The 4,709-nt window shown below is 63.4% G+C and carries 3 protein-coding genes; all 3 read left to right on the top strand.

Features of this window, described 5'->3' with window-relative positions; genetic code table 11:
• Positions 1-337 (top strand): NAD(P)H-dependent oxidoreductase subunit E (locus AC1D1P_RS14670; RefSeq protein WP_477673492.1); only part of this gene is annotated, 337 nt, incomplete at its 5' end.
• Positions 334-1,896, top strand: coding sequence for a formate dehydrogenase beta subunit (locus AC1D1P_RS14665; RefSeq protein WP_477673491.1), 1,563 nt, complete (start codon positions 334-336; stop codon positions 1,894-1,896). The genes AC1D1P_RS14670 and AC1D1P_RS14665, both read left to right, overlap by 4 nt.
• A 46-nt stretch (positions 1,897-1,942) precedes the next feature.
• Positions 1,943-4,709, top strand: a 2,767-nt coding sequence (gene fdhF / locus AC1D1P_RS14660; RefSeq protein WP_477673490.1) for a formate dehydrogenase subunit alpha, incomplete at its 3' end; no start/stop codon positions are given.

Here is a 4,709-nt window from a genome sequence, read left to right as displayed (position 1 = left end):
CGCCGAAGCCTTGAACCTGTCACGTGCTGAGGTTCATGGCGTGGTGACGTACTACCACTACTTTCGCTCCGAGCCGCCCGGACGGCATGTGGTGCGGATCTGCCGCGCCGAGAGCTGTAAAGCCATGGGCTCAGACGCCCTCTGGTCGCATGCCTGCTCCCACCTGGGCAGCGACGGCCATGGGCCCACCCAAGATGGCGCCTTCACGGTTGAGCCGGTGTATTGCCTCGGCTTGTGCGCGCAGTCCCCCGCGATGACGCTGGACGACAAGGTCCATGCTCGCGTCGGGATTGAAAAGTTCGATCGCCTGGTGGCGCAAGCAGGGAGCGCCGCATGAGCATCAAGATTTACGTGCCCCGCGACTCCGCCGCACTGGCTGCGGGTGCTGATGAGGTGGCTGCAGCTATCTCTGCCGAGGCTGCAAAACGCGGTGTCGGCATTGAGCTGGTGCGCAATGGCTCCCGCGGCCTGTTCTGGCTGGAGCCCATGGTCGAGGTGCAGACCGGTGCAGGCCGCATCGCCTACGGGCCCGTGGAGGTTGAGGACGTGGCCGGCCTTTTTGACGCTGGCTTTCAGTTGGGCGGCATGCATGTGTTGCAGCTGGGCCTGACCGAAGAGATTCCGTACCTGAAAAGGCAGGAGCGCCTGACTTTCGCACGCATGGGCGTGACGGACCCGCTGTCGCTGGCCGACTACCAGGCGCACGAAGGCTATGCCGGCTTGCGCCATGCCCTGGGGCTTCCCGCCACAGAGATCGTGCAGCAGGTGCTGGACGCCGGCCTGCGCGGACGCGGCGGTGCGGCGTTTCCGGCTGGCATCAAATGGAAAACCGTGGCGGGCCTGAAAGCCAGCCAGAAATATGTGGTTTGCAACGCCGACGAAGGCGACTCAGGCACGTATTCCGACCGCATGACAATGGAGGGTGACCCCTTCGTGCTGATCGAAGGCATGACGATTGCCGCGGTGGCCACCGGCGCCACGCAGGGTTATGTCTACATCCGCTCTGAATATCCCCACGCGGTGGCGACCATGCGCGAGGCCATCACCATCGCCGAGGCGGGCGGCTTTCTGGGCGACAACATCCTCGGCTCGGGCCACAGCTTTCACCTGCATGTGCGCAAGGCTGCGGGCGCGTATGTCTGCGGCGAAGAAACCGCCATGCTGGAAAGCCTGGAAGGCAAACGCGGCATCGTGCGTGCCAAGCCGCCGATTCCTGCCATCCAGGGCCTGTTCGGCAAGCCGAGCGTGATCAACAACGTCATTACCTTTGCTTCGGTGCCCATCATCCTGTCGCGCGGCGCCACGTTTTACAAAGACTATGGTGTGGGCCGCTCCAGGGGCACCCTGCCCATCCAGCTGGCCGGCAACATCAGATTCGGCGGGCTGGTCGAAAAAGCCTTCGGCGTGACCTTGCGCGAGCTGATGTACGACTACGGTGGCGGTTCGGCCTCAGGCCGGCCCATCAAGGCGGTGCAGGTCGGCGGCCCGCTGGGCGCCTATGTGCCTGAATCGCAATGGGACACGCCGCTTGACTACGAAGCCTATGCGGCCGTGGGCGCAGTGGTGGGCCATGGCGGCATCGTGGTGCACGACGACACGGCCGACATGGCCAGCCTGGCGCGCTACGCGATGGAGTTTTGCGCGATCGAATCCTGCGGCAAGTGCACGCCGTGCCGCATCGGCTCCACCCGCGGCGTGGAAGTGATAGACCGCATCGCCAACGGCCCAGGGGAGCAGCGTCCGCAGCAAATCAAGCTGCTGCGCGATCTGTGCGACACCATGGTTCACGGCTCGCTGTGCGCCATGGGCGGCATGACGCCTTTCCCGGTGCTTTCGGCACTCGACCATTACCCGCAGGACTTCGGCATGACCGTGCCGGATCGCAAAGCCGCCTGAACCGACAGCAACGGCAGCACCCCAACAAGACGCACAGGAGACCCCCATGCTCGAACACCTCAAAGAAACCGATTACGGCACCCCCAAACGCGAGTCCACCCAGGAAGTCACGCTGGAGATCGACGGCGAAAGCGTCACGGTTCCCGCTGGCACTTCGCTCATGCGCGCCGCGGTCGATGCAGGCATCCAGGTGCCCAAGCTGTGCGCCACCGACAGTCTGGAGCCTTTTGGCTCCTGCCGCTTGTGCATGGTTGAAATTGATGGACGCAAGGGCTTTCCGGCCTCTTGCACCACACCGGCAGAAGCCGGCATGAAGGTGCGTACCCAGTCGCCGCGCCTGCAAGAGCTGCGCAAGGGCGTGATGGAGCTCTACATCTCTGATCACCCCTTGGACTGCCTGACCTGTTCGGCCAACGGCAACTGTGAGCTGCAGGACATGGCCGGCGTGACCGGGCTGCGCGAAGTACGTTACGGCATGGAGGGCGCCAACCATTTCCGCAACGAGAGCAAGCCGGCAATCGACAATTCCAACCCCTACTTCAGCTACGACGCCTCCAAATGCATTGTGTGCAACCGTTGCGTGCGCGCCTGCGAAGAAACCCAGGGTACGTTTGCACTGACCATCAGCGGCCGCGGCTTTGAGTCGCGCGTGTCGCCGGGACAAGACCAGCCCTTCATGGAATCCGAATGCGTGAGCTGCGGCGCCTGCGTCGAGGCCTGCCCCACCGCCACGCTGCAAGAAAAAACCGTCATCATGCTGGGCCAGCCCGAGCACAACAAGATCACCACCTGCGCTTACTGCGGCGTGGGTTGTGCCTTCAAGGCCGAGATGAAGGGCAATGAAGTGGTGCGCATGGTGCCGTGGAAAGACGGCAAAGCCAACGAAGGCCATGCCTGCGTCAAGGGCCGTTTTGCCTGGGGCTACGCCACCCACAAGGACCGCATCACCAAGCCCATGATCCGCAAAAACATCAGCGACCCGTGGCAGGAAGTGAGCTGGGACGAGGCCATCAACTACGCCGCGAGCGAGTTCCGCCGCATCCAGGCCGAGCACGGCAAGGATTCGATTGGCGGCATCACCTCGTCGCGCTGCACCAACGAAGAAACCTACCTGGTGCAAAAGCTGGTGCGCGCCGCTTTCGGCAACAACAATGTCGACACCTGCGCCCGCGTCTGCCACTCGCCSACCGGTTACGGACTGAGCCAGACCTATGGCACCTCCGCCGGCACACAGACCTTCAAGTCGGTTGAAAAGGCCGACGTGATCCTGATCATCGGCGCCAACCCGACCGACGGCCACCCGGTGTTTGCCTCGCGCATGAAAAAGCGCCTGCGAGAAGGCGCACGGCTGATCGTGGTGGATCCGCGCCAGATCGACATCGTGCGTTCCCCGCACGTGGAGGCTGAGTTTCACCTGCAGTTGCGACCCGGCACCAACGTGGCCATGATCTCGTCGCTGGCCCATGTGGTGGTGACGGAAGGCCTGCTGGCCGGCGACTATATTGCCGAGCGCTGCGACGAAAAGTCATTCCGCGAATGGCGCGAGTTTGTGGCCCGCCCCGACAATTCTCCTGAAGCCATGGAAGCCGTCACCGGCGTGCCCGCGGCAGAYGTTCGCGCAGCCGCCCGCCTCTACGCCACAGGCGGCAATGCTGCCATTTACTACGGCCTGGGCGTGACGGAGCACGCACAGGGATCGACCATGGTCATGGGCATTGCCAACCTGGCCATGGCCACCGGCAATGTGGGCCGCGAAGGTGTGGGTGTGAACCCGCTGCGCGGCCAGAACAATGTGCAGGGCGCCTGCGACATGGGTTCTTTCCCGCATGAACTGCCGGGCTACCGCCATGTGTCCGACAGCACGGTGCGCGCCGAATTCGAAACAGCCTGGGGCGTGACGCTGAACGAAGAGCCCGGCCTGCGCATCCCGAACATGTTTGACGCGGCCGTGGCCGGCAGCTTCCTGGGCCTGTATTGCCAGGGCGAAGACATCGTGCAGTCCGACCCCGACACCCAGCACGTGGCCAAGGCCCTCACCTCGATGGAATGCATCGTGGTGCAGGACATCTTCCTGAACGAAACCGCCAAGTACGCGCATGTGTTTTTGCCTGGTTCTTCCTTCCTGGAAAAAGACGGCACCTTCACCAATGCCGAGCGGCGCATCTCGCGCGTGCGCAAGGTCATGCCGCCCAAGGCGGGGCTGGCCGACTGGGAAGTCACCGTCAAGCTGTCCAATGCGCTGGGCTATCCGATGAAGTACGTGCATCCGCGCGACATCATGGCCGAGATCGCGGCGCTGACGCCGACTTTTCGCGGCGTGACCTTTGCCAAGATCGAAAAGCACGGCAGCGTGCAGTGGCCTTGCAACGAAGACACGGCAGAGCTCGGCACCGAGTTCATGCATAAGGACAAGTTTGTGCGCGGCAAAGGCCGCTTCATCATCACGCAGTACGTCGCCACGGATGAAAAGGTCACGCGCAAATTCCCGCTGCTGCTCACCACCGGCCGCATCCTGTCGCAGTACAACGTCGGCGCCCAGACGCGCCGCACCGACAACAACCAGTGGCACAGCGAAGACCGGCTGGAGATTCATCCGCACGACGCGGAAGACCGGGGCATCAAGCCTGACGACTGGGTGGGCATTGAAAGCCGTGCCGGGCAAACGGTATTGCGTGCAGTGATCACCGAACGCATGCAGCCGGGCGTGGTCTACACCACCTTCCACTTCCCCGAATCGGGCGCCAACGTCATCACCACCGACAGCTCCGACTGGGCCACCAACTGCCCGGAATACAAGGTCACTGCGGTGCAGG

The sequence above is a fragment of the Polaromonas sp. P1_E1_2 genome (assembly GCF_056406035.1).
This window is presented reverse-complemented; position numbering and strand designations above follow the sequence as displayed.